This is a genomic window from Sulfitobacter sp. EhC04 (assembly GCF_001650875.1).
Lineage (GTDB): Bacteria > Pseudomonadota > Alphaproteobacteria > Rhodobacterales > Rhodobacteraceae > Sulfitobacter.
The window spans coordinates 111,451-127,731 of the sequence record NZ_LXYI01000017.1 but is presented as its reverse complement, the minus strand read 5'-3'; the positions used below and the strand labels follow the sequence as shown (position 1 = coordinate 127,731).

The following is a 16,281-nucleotide window of genomic DNA, read 5'->3' as shown; positions in this document are numbered from 1 at the left end:
GGGCGGGTCCTTGCGCTTGTCCGTATCAATGACGGCTTCAGTTGTGTCCTTGGTGCTCATATCCGGATCCTCCCTTACGCGGTCAATTGAACGGCTGCGTCACTGTCCTGCTGATCGCGCCAGAATTTGCGAAACAGGTTTTTGGATACCAACAACCGGTATTCCGCCGAGGCGCGCCAATCCGTAAGAGGCGCAAAATCATCCCCAAGCGCTGTCGCGGCCCTTAGCAACGCGGCTTCGCTCCATTCGGCACCGACCAGAGCCGTTTCTGCGTTTGTGGCCCGTTTCGGCGTTGCCGCCATGCCGCCGAAAGCAATTCTGGCGGCAGTGATCATGCCGCCCACGACGGTGACGTTGAACGCCGCGCAGATAGATGAAATATCCTCATCCCGGCGCTTGGAAATCTTGTAGGCCGCATGGCGCACGCCTGCCTTGGGGCGGGGCACTGAAATGCTCTCCAGAAACTCCCCCGCCCCCCTGTCCTGCTTGCCGTAGTCGATAAAGAATGCCTCAATCGGAAGGCTGCGACGCGCTGAGCCCTTGCGCAAAGTGATGGTCGCGCCAAGGGCGATCAGGACCGGCGGTGTGTCTCCGATGGGCGAACCATTGGCGATATTGCCGCCGATGGTCCCCATGCTGCGGATCTGCCAGCCCGCAATTCGATCCCAGAACGGGCCAAGATGCGGATAATCCGCAACCATCACGGCCCGGCTGTCCGTATAGCTGACCCCGGCACCGATATGGATTGTGTCGTCGCGCTGCTCGATCCTCCTGAGCACATCGAGATGGCCCAGAAACACCACCGGAGAAATATCGCGCAGGAACTTTGTGATCCAGAGGCCCACATCCGTGGCCCCGGCGATGATCGTGGCGTCCGGGGTTTCCTGCAGAATATCTGCCAGGTCATCAACAGAAGCGGGCAGAATACAGCGGCTGCCCGCTTTGGAGGTGTCCACGCGCATGCCGTCGCGCAGATGCGACAGCCTTGCTGTCATCGATTCGCGTTCGAGGGTCAGCGTATCATCGGCCGGATTGCCCAACGCCGTCACAGCCTTGGCGGCCTTGATGATGGGTTCATAGCCGGTGCAGCGACACAGATTGCCCTGCAGGGCTGTTTCAATCTCGGTTTCCGAAGGATCCGGATTTCCCATCCAGAGCGCATAAAGCGACATGACAAATCCCGGCGTGCAAAAGCCGCACTGGCTGCCATTATGTTCGACCATCGCTTGCTGGACCGGGTGCAATTTACCTTGTGGCCCGGAGAGATGTTCGACGGATACGACGTGACAGGCATCTAGCGATGCAAGTAACCGAATACAGGCATTGACTGGCTCATAGTGCAACGCCCCGTCCTGAAGGCGACCGACCAGAACAGTGCAAGCCCCGCAATCCCCCTCGGCGCAGCCCTCTTTGGTCCCGGTCAGGCGGCGATCATTGCGCAGAAAATCCAGCAAGGTATCGCTCGCACCGACGCTCTCAAGCGTGATGTCGCGGTCGTTGAGGACAAAGCGTATGTTTGATCTGATGGTCATGAATCCTCCCATGGCGCAGCTGTGAATCTGCGGGCGCGATCAGTATCCTTCATTTTTGACGCCTGAAATACGGCGCAGTCGCGTATGCTCTTTCAACGAATCGTATATAATCGGAGAAGGTCATGCCCTATCTCGAAAGTCTGAAGGTCTTTGTCAGGGTTGTGGAGCTGGGCAGTATCACCGCAGGCGGGCGTGACTTGCGGCTGACGCCTGCCGTGGCCAGCAACAGGATCAAGGAGTTGGAACGCCGTCTGGATGTGCGCCTGTTCAACCGCACAACCCGCAAACTGTCCCCCACTGAAGTGGGCCAGGCGTTTTACGATCGCGCCCGGCTGGTCGTGCAATCGTTGGAAGATGCCGAGGCTGCGGTCTCCGATTTTTCGCAGAACCCGCACGGCACCATACAGGTGACGGCACCGCTTGGTGTAGGCAAGCGCCTGATCGCACCCCTGATCCCCGATTTTGTGGATGAATATCCGGAGGTATCGGTCCGGCTGCGGTTGTCAGACCGGAAGGTGGACCTGTTGGAAGATGGGCTGGATGTCGCCTTCTTTATTGGCCGCCCGCCGGATTCAAATTTGAAGTTGCGCAAGATCCTGGACACGCCGCGCATTTTGTGTGCCGCCCCGGCCTACCTTGAACGGCGTGGTTTGCCGCAAACCCCCCAGGAACTTCGAAACCATAATTGCCTGCTGCTGCGCTACCCCAGGTCGCCTGAATGGTTCTGGACCCTGGCGACAGCGGAAGGGCCTTTGAGAATGGATGTGTCCGGCAGTTACGATTCAGATGACGGCGACGTTCTGACCGATTGGGCGCTTGCCGGGCGCGGGATCGTCAACAAGCCCTTGTTCGAAGTCAGCGAGCATCTGAACCGCGGCGATCTTGTCGAAATCCTCCCCGATACGCCGCCGGAACCTGCCATGTTCGGGTGCCTCTATCCGCACAGGCGGTTGCAGGACAGCAAGGTACGACTCTTCATAGATTTTTTGCTCAAGAGGTGCCGGGAACATCTGTCCGAGGTTTAACCAGGCAGTCCCAGGATGACGGTTTTCCAAGGCATTCTTGCGCATTATCAAAAAAAACAGAATACATCTGTCGGTGCCAGTGCAATGGCTTTCCGCCCCGCGTCATTTAGACTCCATCTGCGTATAGATCAGACAAGGAGTCATCATGACGGCCAGCTATTATGCCCCAAAGGGCGGCCATCCCGGTCAGGATCAACTCCTCACGGATCGTGCAATCTTTACCGACGCCTATGCGGTCATTCCCAAGGGCACGATGCGCGATATCGTGACCAGCTTCCTGCCGTTCTGGGGCAAAACCCGGCTTTGGGTACTGTCGCGCCCGCTCAGCGGCTTCGCCGAAACCTTTTCGCAATATATCATGGAAGTTTCACCCGGCGGTGGATCGGACAAAGCGGAAAGCGACCCCTGCGCCGAGGGCGTTTTGTTCGTGGTCGAGGGCATCGCAACACTTACCATTGATGGAAAGTCACACAGCCTTGCACCCGGCGGCTATGCCTATCTGCCGCCTGAGTGTGGCTGGACCCTGCGCAACCGGGGTGACGACATGCTGCGGTTTCACTGGATCAGAAAGGCCTATGAAGCGGTTGAAGGGCTGGATATGCCCGATGTCGTCATTGCCAATGAACAGGACATCGCACCGAGTGTCATGCCCGATACCGATGGCAGATGGGCAACGACACGGTTTGTCGATCCCGCCGATATGCGCCACGACATGCATGTCACCATCGTGACATTTGAACCTGGTGGCGTGATCCCGTTTCTGGAGACCCATGTGATGGAACACGGGCTATACGTGCTGGAAGGCAAGGCCGCCTATCGACTGAACAATGACTGGGTCGAAGTGGAGGCCGGCGATTACATGTGGTTGCGCGCATTTTGTCCGCAGGCCTGTTACGCGGGCGGGCCGGGGCGGTTCCGCTACTTGCTTTACAAGGATGTGAACCGCCAGATGGCGCTGCGCCCGGCGACAGGGGCATCGCAGGCGCGCGCCTGATCAACGCGGGTGCTGGTTCGGCTCTCCGCCAATGGCCGACGTCAGCTCACGGGCCGCTGCGACAACCGCAACACTGAGGTTTTCGATGGCATCCAACCCTATCCGCGAGGTCGGGCCGGACACCGAAATGCCGGCAATCGCCTCGCTGTTCATGTCGAACACCGGCGCGGCGATGCAGCGCATGCCAAGATTGCGTTCTTCACCATCAAGCGCATAGCCCCGCGCCCTGGTTTCGGCCAGATCCGCCAACAGGCTGTCGCGGTCTGTCAATGTGTTTTGCGTGAACCGTTCCAGCGGTCCGCGCGACAGCATATTGTCGAGGCGCACCGCGTCCATCTGCGACATCAGCGCCTTGCCGATGCCCGATGCGTGCAGCCGCGACAGGGTGCCGGGCGGAAAGAACGCGCGGATGCTGGCGTTGGTTTCGACCTGGCTGACAAACAGGACATGGCCATTCTGTTCGATCCCGAGGTTCGCGGTTTCCCCCGTTTCATCCATCAGGTGCCGCAGGAAAGGGCGGGCGCGTTCGACCAGGCTGGTGCGTTTGAGGAACCGCGCGCCGATTACAAAGGCGCGGGGGCCGATGTGCCAGACCTGATCGGCCTGATCGAATTCGACCAGGCCGCGACCTTCCAGAGTGACAAGAATGCGGTAAACCGTTGCGGGCGACTGCCCGAGATCGGTGGCCAGCCCCGACAGTGTCTTGCCCTGCGCCTCGCTCAGGAATTCAAAAACCTCCATCGCGCGATCCAGCGATTTGATGGTGTTCTGCTCCGTCTTGTCATCCCAGTCCCGCGGGCGGCCCCTGGTTTTCCGTGCAGTTTGCTTCCCATTCTCTTGCAAAGCCATAAAGTGAATCCCCAATTTTATGAAAAACACCTTCATATTATGAAAAACGCAAGCCTCTGACAATGAATAGTTTTTCTATAACTATGGAAAATGAAAAACGATTTCAAAAAAATATCGCAATCGGTTGGCGTTTGCTAGTTTGGAGTTAACTTCAAAACAAGGAGACCGTCATGAGCTTCCAGAACCCCGTTTTCATTCCTGGCCCGACCAATATGCCCGAAGCCGTCCGTCAGGCATGCTACATGCCGACAATCGACCACCGTTCGCCGGTATTTGGCAAGATCTTGCATCCTTGCCTTGAAGGCGTGCGCAAGGTTCTGAAGTCGGACAGCGCGAAGATCTTCATCTTCCCTTCCACCGGGACCGGCGGTTGGGAAACCGCGCTGAGCAACTGCTTGAACGCGGGTGACAAGGTACTTGCCGCGCGCAACGGGATGTTCAGCCATCGCTGGATTGACATGTGCCAGCGACACGGGCTGGATGTTCAGGTGGTTGAAACCCCTTGGGGGCAGGGCATTCCTGCCGACACATACGAGGATATCCTGAAAGCCGACAAAAACCACGACATCAAGGTCGTGCTGGCAACGCATAACGAAACCGCAACCGGTGTGAAGTCCGATATTGGTGCCATTCGCAAGGCGATGGACGCGGCAGGGCACCCGGCATTGTTGTTCGTGGACGGGGTCAGCTCCATCGCGTCGATGGATTTCCGCTTTGACGAATGGGGCGTCGATGTTGCCGTGACCGGCAGTCAGAAAGGCTTCATGTTGCCTGCGGGTCTTGCGATCCTGGGATTCTCGGACAAGGCGATCAGGGCGAGCGACGTGGCCACGCTGCCGCGCACCTTCTTTGACATCAAGGACATGCAGAAGGGATACGACAACAACGCCTTCCCCTACACCCCGCCGGTTGGCCTGATGAATGGCCTGAAACTGTCGCTGGACATGCTGCTGGATGAAGGGCTGGAAAACGTCTTTGCCCGCCACCACCGGATTGCCGAAGGCGTGCGCAAGGCGGTTGATGCCTGGGGGCTGGAGCTGTGTGCCGCATCGCCGGAATTCTATTCCGACACGGTTTCCGCCATCCGCACCCCGGAAGGGTTCAATGCCACCGATATCGTGACTGTCGCCGCCAAGACCTATGGCATGGCATTCGGCGTGGGATTGGGCGAGGTCGCGGGCAAGGTATTCCGCATTGGCCATCTGGGCAGCCTGACAGATGCGATGATGTTGTCGGGTCTGGCCACCGCCGAAATGGTGATGGTGGACCTGGGGCTGGACATCAAACTGGGTTCCGGCGTCGCCGCGGCGCAGGCATTCTATCGCCACGGCCAGGCATCTGCCAGGAAAGCGGCAGCATGATGGACAACACGATGTATATCCCGACGCTCAAGGACATGGAGGATGCGCATGTGCGGATCAAGCCGCACATCCGGCGCACTCCGGTGCGCAGCTCGGCCTATCTGAACGAGCTGACGGGTGCGGAACTGTTCTTCAAATGCGAGAACTTTCAGGAACCCGGCGCGTTCAAGGTGCGCGGCGCAGCCAACGCCGTGTTCGGGCTGAGCGATGAACAGGCCCGCCTGGGCGTGGCGACCCATTCGTCGGGGAACCATGCCTCATGCCTCAGCTATGCGGCTATGCGGCGGGGAATTCCATGCAACGTCGTCATGCCGCGCACGGCACCGCAAGCCAAAAAGGACACGGTCGCGCGCTATGGTGGCAAGATCACTGAATGCGAGCCCTCCACCTCCTCGCGCGAAGAAACATTTGCCAGGGTGCAGGCTGAAACCGGTGGTGATTTCGTGCATCCCTATAACGATCCGCGCGTGATCGCGGGGCAGGGCACCTGCGCGAAGGAGTTCCTTGAACAGACCAACGGGCTTGACATGATGGTGGCACCCATCGGTGGCGGCGGCATGATTTCGGGCACCTGCCTGACCCTGTCCAACCTCGCCCCCGAAATGCAGATCATCGCGGCAGAGCCGGAACAGGCCGACGACGCTTACCGCAGTTTCAAGGCGGGTCATATCATCGCCGACGACGCCCCCCGGACCATCGCGGACGGGTTGCTGGTGCCGTTGAAGGACCTGACATGGCATTTCGTTTCCAACCACGTCACCGATATTCTGACCGCCTCCGAAGAGGAAATCATCGCTGCGATGAAGCTGACCTGGAAGCACCTGCGCATTGTGATGGAGGCCAGCTCTTCCGTGCCACTGGCGACGGTCTTGAAGAACAAGGAAAGGTTTGCCGGCAAACGCGTCGGCATCATCATCACCGGCGGCAATGTCGACCTCGACCTGCTGCCCTGGCTCAAGTGAAGGACCCCAAGCTATGAACACGCATGTAAATCTGGACAAATACGAAGTCGGCTATGACATTCCGGCGCTGCCCGGCATGGACGAGGCGGAGATTCAGACACCCTGTCTGATCCTGGATCTTGACGCGCTTGAGCGTAACATCAGGAAAATGGGCGATTACGCGCGCGACCACGGCATGCGCCACCGCGCCCATGGCAAAATGCACAAATCCGTCGACGTGCTGAAACTGCAGCAGGACCTTGGCCATGCGGTCGGTGTGTGCTGCCAGAAAGTGTCGGAGGCCGAAGTGTTTGTGCGCGGCGGCATCAAGGATGTGATGGTGTCCAACCAGGTCACCGATCCGGTCAAGATCGACCGCCTGGCGCAATTGCCGAAATCGGGCGCGCGCATTCTGGTCTGTGTGGACGATCCCGACAACGTGGAGGCATTGTCCGACGCGGCCGTCAGACATGGCACCCAGATCGAGGCCCTGGTTGAAATTGATTGCGGTGCGGGCCGTTGCGGTGTCAGCACCACGCAGGACGTGGTGCACATCGCCAAGTTGATCGACGCGGCGGCTGGTTTGAAATTTGCCGGCATCCAGGCCTACCAGGGCGCGATGCAGCACCTCGATCTTTACGCTGACCGCAAAGAAAAACTGGACGCGGCAATCGCACAGGTGGCGGATGCGGTGAATGGCCTCAAGAGCAACGGTCTTGAATGTGATATCGTTGGCGGCGGCGGCACCGGATCCTATTACTTTGAAAGCGCATCGAATGTTTACAACGAGCTGCAATGTGGCTCCTACGCCTTCATGGATGCCGATTACGGGCGGATCCTCGACAAGGATGGCAACCGCATCGACAACGGCGAATGGGAAAACGCATTGTTCATCCTGACCACCGTGATGAGCCACGCAAAGGCCGACAAGGCCATCGTTGACGCCGGGCTTAAGGCGCAATCCGTCGACAGCGGCCTGCCGTTCGTCTATGGCCGCGACGATGTGGAATACCTGAAATGTTCCGACGAACATGGCGTGGTCGGGGATCCCAACGGCGCGCTCAAGGTCAATGACAAGCTGAAGCTGGTGCCGGGGCACTGCGACCCGACCTGCAATGTGCACGACTGGTATGTCGGCGTGCGTGGCGGCAAGGTTGAAACCGTCTGGCCGGTATCGGCGCGCGGCAAAGCCTATTGATCCCTCTCTTCCGGCCGCATTGCTCTGCCGAAGACCAAAACCTGCGCGCGCCCGATCTCTGTCGCGGCGCGCGCGGATACATGAATTCCAATGGAGAACCCGATGCTTATCGTTCCTGAACGCGAAATTGCCGACCTCATGACCCGTGATGCTGCATTCGATGCGGTTGAGGGTGTGTTTGCCGCCATGGCCGCGAAAGACGCCTATAATTTCCCGGTGATCCGCGAGGCCATCGGCCATGAGGATGCGCTTTACGGCTTCAAGGGCGGCTTCGACAAAGCGGGCATGGCCCTGGGTCTGAAGGCGGGCGGCTACTGGCCCCACAACCTTGAAAAGCACGACCTGATCAACCACCAATCGACGGTTTTCCTATTTGACCCGGACACTGGCAAGGTCATCGCGATGGTCGGCGGCAACCTGTTGACAGCCCTGCGCACGGCGGCGGCGTCCTCCGTTTCGATCAAACATCTGGCACGCAAGGACGCCAAGGTGATGGGCATGGTTGGTGCCGGCCATCAGGCCACGTTCCAGCTGCGCGCCGCCCTTGAACAGCGACAGTTCGAGAAGGTGATCGGCTGGAACTTTCACCCTGAAATGCTGCCCAACATCGAAAAGATCGCGCATGAGGCAGGTCTGCCTTTCGAGGCGGTTCCGCTTGAAGGCATGGCAGAGGCGGATGTGGTGATCTCGATCACTTCCACATTTGCGCCCAGCATCATGGCCAACCACATATCCGAGGGCACGCATATCGCCTGCATGGGGACGGACACCAAGGGCAAACAGGAGGTCGAGGCGTCGTTGCTTGCCAGATCCACCGTGTTCACGGATGAGGTCGCGCAATCTATCAGCATCGGCGAAGCGCAACACGCGATTGCCCAGGGCCTGATCCGGGAAAGCGACGTTCACCAGATCGGTGCTGTCATAAACGGCACTCACAGGGGGCGGACCTCAGAGAGCGAGATCACGCTGTTCGATGGCACCGGCGTCGGCTTGCAGGATCTTGCTGTGGCGGCAAGCGTTGTGGAGCTTGCCGTGAAGAAGGGTGTCGCCATCGAGGTCGATTTTTAAGGGCAGATTGTTTCGCCCGCCGCACCTTGCCCGGTAACGGCTAACGGAGTCAGACGGTCAGCCCATTGCGCTGGCCGTCTACACTGGAATTGCCGTCATCGAAACGATGGGCAATCTGCCATACCCCGACACGCGGGCTGACTTGGCAGCATTGCAGTATCGGATCATTTCTCAGCGCGCGCGTTGCGCACCCATGCGATGATCTTTTCCCGGCTTTCGGGGGTCATTGTCGCGATGGCATTTGGCGGTGGCATGGCGTGGCTGACACCGGCCTGAAGATAGATCTGATCTGCATGCCGCGCCACATCGCCCTGGGTTTCGAGGAACACGCCTTTTGGTGCCCATCTGATTCCATCCCAGAACGGCTCGCGTGCGTGGCACATCGAACAATTTCCCAGAACGATATCGTAAGCGTCGTCGAACCCTTCTGCGGCCACAAACCTCTGCTCATAGAGTGTCAGATCGCGGGCTTCGGCGTTCTCTATCGTTTCGGTGGGCCGAACGGAGGACAGCCAGGCGATTGTGATCATCAAAATGACCGTGACAGCCCATGTCCAATGGGGGCCCGTTCCGGTCTTGTGCATCGTGTTGAAGTAATGCCGGATCGTCACGCCGGTCAGAAAGATCAGGCTGGCGATGATCCAAGCATATTGGGTGCCGAAAGCCAGCGGATAATGGTTGCTGAGCATCAGAAAAACGACCGGCAGCGTGAGGTAGTTGTTGTGGGTCGACCGCACCTTGGCAATCTTGCCGTATTTGGCATCCGGGGTGCGCCCTGCCTTGAGGTCCTCGACCACGACACGCTGATTTGGCATGATCTGGAAGAAAACGTTGGCTGTCATGATGGTCGCGGTGAAAGCGCCCAGATGCAGCAGGGCGGCGCGGCCCGTGAAGATCTGGTTATATCCCCAGGACATCACCACGAGGATCACAAACAAAAGCAGCATGAGCATTGTCGGCTTTTCACTCAGCTTCGATTTGCACATGAAATCATAGGCCAGCCAGCCGAGGGTCAGCGAACCACCGGAGATCAGGACACCTTGCCAGAGGAAGAGGTCGGCCTTGGTGGGGTCCAGCAGGAACAGCTCGCCGCCCACCCAGTAGATGATCATCAAAAGCCCCGCACCAGAGAGCCAGGTCGCGTAGCTTTGCCATTTATGCCAGGTCAGGTGCTCTGGCATGCGGGCGGGGGCCACCAGGTATTTCGTGGTGTGGTAAAAGCCACCGCCATGAACTTCCCACTCTTCGCCATATGCGCCCTCGGGCATGTCCTCTGCGGGTTTCAGCATCAGGTCGAGGGCGATGAAGTAGAACGAAGCGCCGATCCAGGCCATTGCCGTGATGACGTGCAGCCATCGGATCGAAAAAGCGAACCAGTCCCACATGATTGCGAAGTCGTACATTTCCACCTCCCTGGAATCGAAGCTGACAACAGACTAGGCGAGAAAGGATTGTTCTGGTATTGCTGTGAGTTCCCAAGCTGTATCAAAAAAAGCAGAACAATGTCTTACTTTGAGAACATCCGAACTTTTGTCCGGGTCTACGAGCTTGGCAGCATGTCGGCTGCCGGTCGCGATCTGCGGGTCTCGCCAGCGGTAACTTCGTCGCGGATTTCCCAATTGGAAGATCATCTGGGCGTCAGGCTGTTTCAGCGGACCACGCGGAACCTGAGCGTGACCGAGCAGGGCCAGGCCTTTTATCGGGGCGCCTGCGAGATACTGGAATCCATCGAAGCGGCAGAGGCGCAGGTCACGGCGATCACAGACAGCCCAAGGGGATCACTCTATGTGGCTGCACCCTTAGGTGTTGGCAGGCGGCTGATTGCGCCGCAGGTGCCGGCATTTCTGGCGGAATATCCGGATGTCAGCGTGCGGTTGCGGTTGACCGACCGAAAGGTCGATCTCACCACAGAAGGGTTGGATCTTGCCTATTTCCTTGGCCAGCCCGAGGACAGCAATTTGAAGATCAAGAAAATTGCAGATGTACAAAGAGTGCTCTGCGCATCCCCAGCCTACATCGCGCAGCGTGGGCATCCGCATTCTGGCCATGAAATTGTCAGGGACAAGCACGAGTGCCTGAACCTTCGCTTTCCTGGTGCGACAGAGTTCCAGTGGCCGCTGATCACGGCTTCAGGACCAAAGCGTTTCCGCGTCGCCGGACGTTATGAATGTGACGACGGTGACGTTCTGGTGGATTGGGCGCTGGCAGGTCACGGCATTGCACTGAAACCCGTTTTCGAAGTGGCCCAACATCTCAAAACCGGTGAGTTGGCCGTCGTCGGGGAGGAGACGCCTCCTGAACCCATCCAGATGGCCTGCCTGTTTACGCACCGCAGGCATCAGGATCCGAAGTCCCGGCTCTTCATGGATTTCGTCTCGGAACGGATCGCAGGCGTCATAAAGGACACAAGGCTGCCTGATCAGCTTCCGCGATAAGTCGAATAGCCGAAGGGGGAAAGCAGCAGCGGCACATGGTAATGTTGCGCATGCGACATGCCGAACCGAAGGGGGATGACGTCGAGAAATCTGGGCTGCTCCGCCGGTGTTCCCGTGCGGTCGAGATAGGAACCGGCATGAAAAACCAGCTCATAAACTCCCACTTCAAACGCCTCGGCTGGCAGGATCTGAGAATCCGTGCGCCCGTCATCGTTGGTGACGACCGATTTCAGCCGCATGCGCTCCTCCCCATCAATTCGGAAAAGCTCGATTTTCAACCCTTCGGCCGGGCAGCCTCTGGCTGTATCGAGAACGTGGGTGGTCAAATAACCGGACATGGCATGCTCCTTAGGTTTCGCACAGTCTGTCAATTGGCGTCATGATTCACAAACCCGGAGCTGATTGAGGCTCCTTCATGATTTTTTTGAAAATCCTAGTTATTGTTTTGAATTACAAGCAGTCCAACCAGGAGGACTGAAATGAATCGATACCCGCGCGACATGACCGGATATGGTGCCACACCGCCAACCGCAAATTGGCCAAATGGTGCAAAAATCGCTGTGCAGATCGTACTAAACTACGAAGAAGGCGGCGAGAACAATATCCTGCATGGGGACCCTGCGTCCGAGGCCTTTCTTTCGGAGATCACAGGCGCGCAACCATGGCCCGGACAGCGTCATTGGAACATGGAATCGATCTACGAATATGGATCGCGCGCCGGATTCTGGCGTATTCATCGGATGCTCAAGGACATTCCGGTCACGGTTTACGGCGTCGCAACCGCACTTGGACGGGCCCCGGAACAGGTTGCCGCCATGAAAGACGCCGATTGGGAGATTGCCAGTCACGGATTAAAGTGGGTCGAGCACAAGGACATGACGGAAGAAGAAGAGCGCGCACAGATTGCCGAAGCGATCCGGGTGCATAGGCTGGCCGTGGGCGAAGCCCCGCGGGGTTGGTACACAGGGCGATGTTCAAACAATACGGTGCGACTGGCCGCTGAAACGGGGCAGTTCGATTACGTTGCCGACAGCTATGCAGACGATCTTCCATACTGGATGACCTTCGCAGGCCGACACCAGCTGATCGTCCCCTATACGATGGACTGCAACGACATGCGGTTTGCCATACAGGCCGGTTTCACCAACGGAGATCAATTTGAATCCTATCTGAAGGACAGCTTTGACATCCTCTACGAAGAGGGTGAAAGCGGTGCGCCGAAAATGCTGTCCATCGGCCTGCACTGCCGGTTGATCGGACGGCCTGGGCGTGCCGCTGCTTTGCGCCGTGTCATTGAATACATGAAATCGCACGACGGCGTCTGGTTCGCGACACGCCATCAAATTGCACAACACTGGATCAAGGAGAACCCTCCTGTGATATTCAACAGACCGTCAGAGATGGACCGCGCCACCTTTATCTCTGAGTTCGGGGGCATTTACGAACATTCCGCATGGATCGCCGAAGCTGCCTTTGACGGTGAGCTTGGTCCGACCCATGACACAGCGCAAGGTGTGCATCAGGCCCTTTCCAGTGTGTTTCGTGGTGCATCCGAGCAGCAGCGCCTGAGCGTGCTCACGGCGCACCCTGATCTTGCCGGGAAACTTGCAGCAGCGGGACGGTTGACGCCCGAAAGCACTGCCGAACAAGCGGGCGCAGGTCTTGACAAGCTCACGGATCAGGAACGCGCCAATTTTACGGAACTGAACGAAACATACACCGCCAGGTTCGAATTTCCATTCATCATTGCGGTCAGGGACAATACCAAGGCCAGCATCGAGGATGCCTTCAAACGGCGCATCGGCAACGACTGGGAGACGGAATTTGGAGAAGCCTGCAGCCAGGTTGAACGCATTGCGGAATTGCGGCTTCTTGAGTGGTTCGGATCATGACCATTCACCTCAAACTCGAGAAGCTGTCAGCAGTTTCCTTTGAACCCTATGGTGACCTCTTGGATGCTTCCGGCGCGCCTGACAAGATCATCAACCGAGGCAAGTGTGGACGCTACCATGACAGGGCGCACCTCGATTTTTCCGACGGGCGCGCGGGCATAAGCATCTTCAAGGGCGAAATGGAATCCTTGCCCCTGAAACTGAAGATGGTCGAACGCCACCCGAAGGGCAGCCAGGCCTTCGTACCGATGTCAGCCAATTCCTTTCTGGTCGTGGTCTGCCAGGATGACAATGGCATTCCGGTGGACCCAAAGGCGTTTTTGACCGAGCCAGGCCAAGCCATCAATTTTCACAGGGGGATTTGGCATGGCGTTCTGGCCCCGCTATCGGAAACCGGTCTTTTTGCTGTCATTGACCGTATCGGTGAGGGCACGAACCTGGAAGAATACTGGTTCGAGCAAGATTATCTGATCGAATAACCGCCAGGCTCCGACGTCGTGAAAGTCCAGGTTCCCTTGGTTATCTCCACTCCCGTCGGGGGCTGACCCGGTCAGTGGGATTTTTCGCTGAAACCGCCAAGAGTAGCGGTCAGGTTGTCACCCAATTCATCACACAGATAACCGCCTTCCTGCACAAAGAGGGTGGGCAGGCCCAACCGGGCGATGGCCCCGCCGATTTGGGCAAACCCTTGGGTTGTCACGGCAAACCCCTTGAACGGGTCACCTTTGAAGGCATCAAGGCCAAGCGCCACAACCACCACATCGGCCCCAAAGGATTTGATCCGTTGCAGGGCGATGTCGAGGGTGGACAGAAACTCTGCGTCAGTGGTGCCGCGGGGCAGGGGCAGGTTGAGGTTATAGCCCAGCCCGGCACCTGCGCCACGTTCATGCGCCTGCCCCCAGAAGAAGGGGTAGAACCGTTCAGGATCGGCGTGCAGGGAAAGAGTCAGCACGTCATCGCGGTGGTAAAAGATACCTTGGGTGCCATTGCCATGGTGTACGTCCACATCCAGAATCGCAGACCGCAGCCCTTGGGCGCGCAGGCGTTCGGCACCGATGCCGGAGTTGTTCAGAAAGCAAAATCCCCCGGCCATATCACCAAAGGCATGGTGCCCCGGCGGGCGGCAAAGTGCATAGGCGGCCCCGGCACCCGCAGCCACGGCATCGGCGGCGGTGATGGCGGATTGGGCGGACCAATAGGCGGCCTCCCATGTACCGGCGGCGATGGGGCAGGCGGTGTCGGCCTGGTGAAACCCTGCCTGGCCAACGGCGGATTTTGGATAGCTGTCGGTGCGATTGGCCGGGTGGATATTGGGGATCACCTCTTCGCCGCCGCCCTCTATCCGCATCCAGCGGGGGTGGATGTTTTCCAGAAAGGTCAGGTATTCGGGGGAATGGATCGCCGCGATGGGGCCTGTACCTGCGTCTATGGGGGCGGCCACATCACAACCAGCGGAGCGTGCTCCTGCCAACAGGCGGTCGATGCGTTCGGCCTGTTCGGGGTTTGGCATTACGGTGCCATTGGCCATGAAGTGACGCGGCTGGTGTTTCCATTGGCGGTCGTCAAAAAACGCTTTCAAGACTGTCCTTTCAGCTGATCCAGGGGCGGTCCCGTGATCAACATGGCTGTTTCGCTGTCCTGCGCGGCAAAGCCCATGCGCAGATAGGCGGCGTGGGCTGCCGCGTTGTATTTATAGACCGCCAGGCGGATGAACTGCACGTGCCCCCACGCCGGTTTGGCGTGCAGGGCTTCGGCCAGCAGGCGACGCCCCAACCCTTGGCCGCCCGCGGGTTCGGCAACCCAGAGATCAGAGACGAAAAGCCCCGGCCCACCGCGTGATGTCGAAAAATACGGGGCGGCCAGCAGTGCGCCAAGCGGTTGGCCGTCGTCCTGTGCAAGCAGGGCAAGACACCAACTGTCCGCGGTTGTGATCGCCAATTTCAGCCCTTCGGGATCGGCGCGGTAGGGGTCGCCCAAATGTTCGGCCAAAGCACGCAGGCCATGTTCGAACATCGGCAAGGTATCGGGGGTGACGGGGGCGATGGTGATATTGCTCATATCGAGGTGCAGTCCGCGCCCTTGAGGTGCAGCATCTCTCGCGCCTCGGCAGGGGTGGCGACGGTGCGTCCCAGATCCTCGACGATGCGGCGAATCTTGGCGACCTGTTCGGCGTTGTCGCGGGCCAGTGTCCCGCGCGAGATCATCAGACTGTCCTCAAGTCCGACGCGCACATGACCGCCCATGATCGCAGACATGGTAATCAAGGGCATCTGGTGGCGTCCTGCGGCCAGCACGGAAAAGGTGTAACCATCGCCAAAGAGCTTATCTGCGATCCGTTTCATATGGGTCAGGTTTTCCGGGTCCGGCCCGATACCTCCAAGCACACCAAAGACAAACTGGATGAACAGCGGTGCCTGCACCAGACCGCGATCCATGAAATGGCGCAGCATGTAGAGGTGGCTGACATCGTAGCATTCAAATTCAAAACGTGCGCCGCGTTTGTCGCCCATTTCGTGCAACACATGCGCCATGTCGCGCGGCGTGTTTTTGAACACCAGATCATCGGACCCTTCGAGAAAAGGTTTTTCCCAGTCGTATTTCCAGTCGCCGATCCGCTCCGCCGCCGGGTAAAGCGCAAAGTTCATTGTGCCCATGTTCAGCGAACACATCTCCGGTTCGGCCAGTTTCGGCGCGGCCAGGCGGGCTTCAAGCGTCATTGTGGCGCTGCCGCCTGTGGTCAGGTTCAGCACCGCATCGCTGCGTTGTTTGATCTGTGGCAGGAAGGCCATGAAGTGATCGGGCTGCGCCGAGGGCCGCCCATCGTCGGGATCACGCGCGTGCAAGTGCAGGATGGCGGCCCCGGCTGCGGCGGCGTCTATGGCGTTGTCGGTGATTTGCGTGGCTGTCACGGGCAGATGGGGCGACATCGACGGCGTGTGGATTGACCCGGTGATGGCGCAGGTGATGATGATTTTGGACATGAAGC

Annotated in this window: 16 protein-coding genes; 9 read left to right on the top strand and 7 right to left on the bottom strand. The window is 58.6% G+C overall.

The features are described 5' to 3' along the window. Positions 1 to 74: 74 nt before the first annotated feature. Complete coding sequence (gene xdhA, locus A8B82_RS08880) at positions 75 to 1,532, bottom strand: xanthine dehydrogenase small subunit (protein WP_067291136.1); 1,458 nt, start codon at positions 1,530 to 1,532, stop codon at positions 75 to 77. 122 nt (positions 1,533 to 1,654) lie between these two features. Between xdhA and A8B82_RS08875 the strand changes: the two genes are divergently transcribed. Beyond that, entirely contained in the window at positions 1,655 to 2,557 is a 903-nt protein-coding gene (locus tag A8B82_RS08875; protein WP_067290953.1) for a LysR family transcriptional regulator, read from the top strand. A 145-nt stretch (positions 2,558 to 2,702) separates the two neighbouring features. Then, on the top strand, positions 2,703 to 3,551 hold the full coding sequence (locus tag A8B82_RS08870) for a bifunctional allantoicase/(S)-ureidoglycine aminohydrolase (protein WP_067290951.1): 849 nt from the start codon (positions 2,703 to 2,705) through the stop codon (positions 3,549 to 3,551). Here the strand turns inward: A8B82_RS08870 and bhcR are convergent, their stop codons facing one another. After that, entirely contained in the window at positions 3,552 to 4,400 is an 849-nt protein-coding gene (gene bhcR, locus A8B82_RS08865; protein WP_067291134.1) for an HTH-type transcriptional regulator BhcR, read from the bottom strand. A gap of 170 nt (positions 4,401 to 4,570) precedes the next feature. Here bhcR and bhcA point away from each other — a divergent pair, with 170 nt between their 5' ends. From bhcA to bhcD, 4 genes are all read left to right on the top strand, one after another. Next, complete coding sequence (gene bhcA / locus A8B82_RS08860) at positions 4,571 to 5,761, top strand: L-aspartate--glyoxylate aminotransferase BhcA (protein WP_067290950.1); 1,191 nt, start codon at positions 4,571 to 4,573, stop codon at positions 5,759 to 5,761. Then, the gene (bhcB, locus tag A8B82_RS08855; protein WP_067290948.1) at positions 5,758 to 6,723 is read left to right on the top strand and encodes a beta-hydroxyaspartate dehydratase BhcB; all 966 of its coding nucleotides are present in this window, start codon (positions 5,758 to 5,760) and stop codon (positions 6,721 to 6,723) included. The genes bhcA and bhcB overlap by 4 nt, the downstream gene beginning before the upstream one ends. Before the next feature lie 13 nt (positions 6,724 to 6,736). Next, the gene (gene bhcC, locus A8B82_RS08850) at positions 6,737 to 7,900 is read left to right on the top strand and encodes a 3-hydroxy-D-aspartate aldolase BhcC (RefSeq protein WP_067290938.1); all 1,164 of its coding nucleotides are present in this window, start codon (positions 6,737 to 6,739) and stop codon (positions 7,898 to 7,900) included. 102 nt (positions 7,901 to 8,002) lie between these two features. Further along, positions 8,003 to 8,968 carry an iminosuccinate reductase BhcD gene (gene bhcD / locus A8B82_RS08845; RefSeq protein WP_067291132.1) on the top strand — a complete coding sequence of 322 codons (966 nt, stop codon included), beginning with the start codon at positions 8,003 to 8,005 and terminating at the stop codon, positions 8,966 to 8,968. A 164-nt stretch (positions 8,969 to 9,132) separates the two neighbouring features. Here bhcD and A8B82_RS08840 read toward each other — a convergent pair whose 3' ends face one another. Beyond that, positions 9,133 to 10,371, bottom strand: coding sequence for a urate hydroxylase PuuD (locus A8B82_RS08840; RefSeq protein ID WP_067290936.1), 1,239 nt, complete (start codon positions 10,369 to 10,371; stop codon positions 9,133 to 9,135). Positions 10,372 to 10,470: 99 nt separating this feature from the next. On the opposite strand from A8B82_RS08840, the gene A8B82_RS08835 reads away from it, so the two are divergent. Further along, entirely contained in the window at positions 10,471 to 11,403 is a 933-nt protein-coding gene (locus A8B82_RS08835) for a LysR family transcriptional regulator (RefSeq protein WP_067290935.1), read from the top strand. On the opposite strand, the gene uraH is transcribed toward A8B82_RS08835, so the two are convergent. Next, the gene (gene uraH, locus A8B82_RS08830; protein ID WP_067290933.1) at positions 11,388 to 11,741 is read right to left on the bottom strand and encodes a hydroxyisourate hydrolase; all 354 of its coding nucleotides are present in this window, start codon (positions 11,739 to 11,741) and stop codon (positions 11,388 to 11,390) included. The genes A8B82_RS08835 and uraH overlap by 16 nt on opposite strands. 141 nt (positions 11,742 to 11,882) lie before the next feature. On the opposite strand from uraH, the gene puuE reads away from it, so the two are divergent. Further along, positions 11,883 to 13,295 (top strand): allantoinase PuuE, encoded by a 1,413-nt coding sequence (gene puuE, locus A8B82_RS08825; protein ID WP_067290931.1) that lies wholly within the window; start codon positions 11,883 to 11,885, stop codon positions 13,293 to 13,295. Continuing rightward, positions 13,292 to 13,774 carry an ureidoglycolate lyase gene (locus tag A8B82_RS08820; protein ID WP_138069715.1) on the top strand — a complete coding sequence of 161 codons (483 nt, stop codon included), beginning with the start codon at positions 13,292 to 13,294 and terminating at the stop codon, positions 13,772 to 13,774. Before puuE ends, A8B82_RS08820 begins: the two co-directional genes overlap by 4 nt. 71 nt (positions 13,775 to 13,845) lie before the next feature. Here the strand turns inward: A8B82_RS08820 and A8B82_RS08815 are convergent, their stop codons facing one another. Genes A8B82_RS08815 through A8B82_RS08805 form a run of 3 tightly spaced genes read right to left on the bottom strand, consistent with a single transcriptional unit; the run spans position 13,846 to position 16,276 of the window. Continuing rightward, positions 13,846 to 14,874: a histone deacetylase family protein gene (locus tag A8B82_RS08815; protein WP_067290928.1), complete on the bottom strand. Its 1,029-nt coding sequence runs from the start codon at positions 14,872 to 14,874 to the stop codon at positions 13,846 to 13,848. Next, the gene (locus tag A8B82_RS08810) at positions 14,871 to 15,353 is read right to left on the bottom strand and encodes a GNAT family N-acetyltransferase (protein ID WP_067290926.1); all 483 of its coding nucleotides are present in this window, start codon (positions 15,351 to 15,353) and stop codon (positions 14,871 to 14,873) included. The genes A8B82_RS08815 and A8B82_RS08810 overlap by 4 nt, the downstream gene beginning before the upstream one ends. Continuing rightward, positions 15,350 to 16,276, bottom strand: coding sequence for a 3-keto-5-aminohexanoate cleavage protein (locus tag A8B82_RS08805; RefSeq protein ID WP_067290924.1), 927 nt, complete (start codon positions 16,274 to 16,276; stop codon positions 15,350 to 15,352). Before A8B82_RS08805 ends, A8B82_RS08810 begins: the two co-directional genes overlap by 4 nt. Positions 16,277 to 16,281: the final 5 nt, after the last annotated feature.

What these genes read in the sequence shown, in the direction of transcription:
- A8B82_RS08820 (WP_138069715.1), top strand. Translation starts at nt 13,292, where the DNA reads ATGACCATTCACCTCAAACTCGAGAAGCTGTCAGCAGTTTCCTTTGAA.
- bhcD (WP_067291132.1), top strand. Translation starts at nt 8,003, where the DNA reads ATGCTTATCGTTCCTGAACGCGAAATTGCCGACCTCATGACCCGTGAT.
- A8B82_RS08805 (WP_067290924.1), bottom strand. Translation starts at nt 16,276, where the DNA reads ATGTCCAAAATCATCATCACCTGCGCCATCACCGGGTCAATCCACACG.
- A8B82_RS08810 (WP_067290926.1), bottom strand. Translation starts at nt 15,353, where the DNA reads ATGAGCAATATCACCATCGCCCCCGTCACCCCCGATACCTTGCCGATG.
- A8B82_RS08835 (WP_067290935.1), top strand. Translation starts at nt 10,471, where the DNA reads ATGTCTTACTTTGAGAACATCCGAACTTTTGTCCGGGTCTACGAGCTT.
- xdhA (WP_067291136.1), bottom strand. Translation starts at nt 1,532, where the DNA reads ATGACCATCAGATCAAACATACGCTTTGTCCTCAACGACCGCGACATC.
- bhcR (WP_067291134.1), bottom strand. Translation starts at nt 4,400, where the DNA reads ATGGCTTTGCAAGAGAATGGGAAGCAAACTGCACGGAAAACCAGGGGC.
- bhcB (WP_067290948.1), top strand. Translation starts at nt 5,758, where the DNA reads ATGATGGACAACACGATGTATATCCCGACGCTCAAGGACATGGAGGAT.
- puuE (WP_067290931.1), top strand. Translation starts at nt 11,883, where the DNA reads ATGAATCGATACCCGCGCGACATGACCGGATATGGTGCCACACCGCCA.
- uraH (WP_067290933.1), bottom strand. Translation starts at nt 11,741, where the DNA reads ATGTCCGGTTATTTGACCACCCACGTTCTCGATACAGCCAGAGGCTGC.
- bhcA (WP_067290950.1), top strand. Translation starts at nt 4,571, where the DNA reads ATGAGCTTCCAGAACCCCGTTTTCATTCCTGGCCCGACCAATATGCCC.
- bhcC (WP_067290938.1), top strand. Translation starts at nt 6,737, where the DNA reads ATGAACACGCATGTAAATCTGGACAAATACGAAGTCGGCTATGACATT.
- A8B82_RS08870 (WP_067290951.1), top strand. Translation starts at nt 2,703, where the DNA reads ATGACGGCCAGCTATTATGCCCCAAAGGGCGGCCATCCCGGTCAGGAT.
- A8B82_RS08840 (WP_067290936.1), bottom strand. Translation starts at nt 10,371, where the DNA reads ATGTACGACTTCGCAATCATGTGGGACTGGTTCGCTTTTTCGATCCGA.
- A8B82_RS08875 (WP_067290953.1), top strand. Translation starts at nt 1,655, where the DNA reads ATGCCCTATCTCGAAAGTCTGAAGGTCTTTGTCAGGGTTGTGGAGCTG.